The sequence below is a fragment of the Parapedobacter flavus genome (genome assembly GCF_035818675.1).
Taxonomy (GTDB): domain Bacteria; phylum Bacteroidota; class Bacteroidia; order Sphingobacteriales; family Sphingobacteriaceae; genus Parapedobacter; species Parapedobacter flavus.
The window spans coordinates 1-2,827 of record NZ_JAYKZZ010000049.1 but is presented as its reverse complement, the minus strand read 5'-3'; the positions used below and the strand labels follow the sequence as shown (position 1 = coordinate 2,827).

The window sequence follows — 2,827 nt, the reverse complement described above, 5'->3', positions numbered from 1 at the left end:
TCACCGGGCTATTTCCCAGGGCCAGGTAGGGGTTTGCGAACTGCTGCGCCGGATCGGGCACGCCCCACCGGCCTATCGCCGGATCGTAGAACCTTGATCCGAAGTCATACAGCTTCAGTCCGTCCTGGGATTCCTTTCCGCTGTAAAGGTAATTGTTTTTCGGTGAACCCGTACGGATGTATTGCCGGTACTGCAGGCCGAACGGGTAATAATCCGCCGTGACATTGGGCGAGGTCACGTTGGTGCCCTGGACGAAGCCGACACGGTTGTTGTTTTGGTGGTCTTTCAGGAAATAGTGGTAGGTGTAGGTGGTACCGCTGCGGATAATCCTTCCTTCCCGGTGGTGGATCAGCTCCATGGTCCCGCCCACGTATTCGATGCCATCGATGTAGTCGCGTGTCTGGCCCACGATGCCGCCCGCGCTGCGCAGCTTCCGTCCTTTTCCGTCATAGGTGTAGGTTACATTCCCCGCCGTGGCCGTCACGCTTTGCGGGAGGTTCAGGTAGTTGTAGGTGGTCGCGGTGATGTTTTTGCCGGTGCTGGCTGTGTTCACCCGCGTTTTCACGTTCCCGTTGGCGTCATAGGTGTAGGTGGTCGTTCCCGGCAGCTGGTAGTTCGCGTCCGTGGAAGTGGCCGCATCGGCAACGCCGGTAAGCCTGTTGCCCGCGTAGGTGTAGGTCAGGTTATCGATGACGGTGCTGCTGGTGGCGGTGCGGACCAGTGTCTTGATGTTGCCGTTCTTGGTGTAGGTCATTGTTTCGCGGCCCTTGTTGCCTGCCATGGCGCCCTGCGTCAGCCGCCCGGCCCCGTCGTACGTGTAGGTGTATGTGTCGGTCACCAAAGCCGGGGTGGTTGCCAGGTTGTGCCGCGTGAAGGCCTGCGAGGTGATGTTCCCGTTGTACTGCGGTGCGGTGCCCGCATTGTACCCCAGCACCTGCTTGAACAGGGGTGCGTCCGCCGTGGCCAGCCAGCCCCGCGTGTTGTAGCTGTAGGTGATGGCCTGCCCCCAGGCCGTCCCGTTGGTGCTGTGCAGCCGCTTGGTGCGCAGCTGCCCCACCTCGTTGTAGGCGTTCCGTGAGATGGTGGTCGCAGCGGCCCCGTTCACCGACTTCTTCGTGTCCGCCAGCCGGCCGCGGTGGTCGTAGGTATGTTCGGTCACCACCGTCACCGCCGGTGTGGAAGGGCTTGTTGTATGGTGCTTCCGTGTGCTTTTGGTCAGCTGCCCGTTGAAGTCGTACTCGTTGGTGATGTCGTCGAACTTATTCGCGTTGGACGACCCGCCCAGGTAGTGCTGTTTCCACTGCCGTACCAGCCGTCCCTCGTCGTCGTAGTAGTTCACCGTCCAGAGGTACGTGGCCGTGGTGCCGATCACCTTCACCTTGCTGGCAACCAGCAGTCCGCGGGTGAGCTTGCTGTAGCTGGCCGACTGGTTATGCGGAAGGCCGGGTATCCCCGCATAGTCGTCGTAGTAGTTTGCTTCCATCACATCCCGGTCGCCGGGTGCCGCACCCTGCGGCTGGGCGAGGTTTGTGTAGCCATGGAAATTACCCGCCGCCGTGGTGCGGTCCTCCCAATACGGGGGCTGGGTATTCACGTGGTTCTGTATCTGCTCCCGCGTCCATGACCGGTTCCGTTCGACGCCCTGTAGAATGACACGGCCCTGCCGGTCGTATTTGTAAAACGTGTTGTACTGCCCCGGGGTGAATCCCGGATAGGTTTCGCTCGCCTGCCGCGCGTCCTGGTGGAAGACCAGCATACCGGCAGGGTTGTAAACATAATTCTCCCAGCCCCTGCCGGGCTGTTTTTTCTCGATGAGCCTGCCAAGGCCATCGTAGCGGTACTGGTAGGCGAAGTTGTTCATCTCCGTGGCCGAGGGCAACCCGGAGTCCCTGTCGGGGTTTATCTCCGGGGGGAGCTCGAAGGCGAGGTTGCCCCGGTTATCGTATACGTAATAGGTGCTGAGCACTTCATTGGTGCCGTTGAACGTGCGTCGCAGCACCACCCGTCCCAGCTTGTCGGTGTATTCCTCCGTGGTATGGAGGCGGCTGGCGAACGTGCCGCTGCCGCCGGCCCAGTTCTCGTTTCGGGTCACGGCGACCGCCAGCTGCCCGATGCCGTACACGCCCTCGTTTACCAGCGTGGGGACACCCGATGTGGAAAGCGTCGCTGTGTACCGCGTGGCGCGCCGCATCGTGGCCACCGTGGCGTATGCCTCGGTATTGTTTTTATGGAACCCGCGGGCTACCGTCCTTCCCGATGCGGCCGTCCGGCTCCCCGCGGGTTGCCAGACCTCGCCGGGGAATCCCTGTTCCTTCACCCGGTCCAATGTTGAACCGTCGTATACGGTGATTGCGTATGCTTTGGTGGTGGTGGGCTGTCCTGCCGGGGCCGTGCCGCTATAGTATGTCTGCTGTGCCGTAACGGCGTTCGTCCGGAACGAGTTACCCGTGCCGGCGGGGTAGGGCATGTAATCCTTGTCCTGTCTTCCGACGGCATCGTAGGCGATCGGTTTCACCAGGTCCACCGCCGCGGGCGCGGCCTTGGAGGCTACGCCCTGCAGGGGCCTGCCGAGCCCATCGTAGTAGTCGATGTCCACGCGGACCTTGGTATGGTCGGGCATCGCCGTGCTGAGCGCGGCCGGCGTTGTGTAGGGCTGCATCGGCACGGCCGTGCGGATGTAGTTTTTCGTGGAGGTCTGTCCGTATGCGGCGGCAGAGAGCAGCAGCGATCCGGCAAGGATCCCGAAGTGGTGTGTCCTGAGCTTTCCCATGGCATCGGTCGTCTATTTGATGTTATAGGTATATTCCTTCAATATCCGTCCCTGGCG

Annotated in this window: 1 protein-coding gene; it reads right to left on the bottom strand. The window is 61.6% G+C overall.

The genetic code is table 11. From position 1 onward, the window contains the following. On the bottom strand, positions 1–2,770 hold a 2,770-nt coding region (locus U9S71_RS20755; RefSeq protein ID WP_326329773.1), incomplete at its 3' end, for a DUF6443 domain-containing protein. Positions 2,771–2,827: the final 57 nt, after the last annotated feature.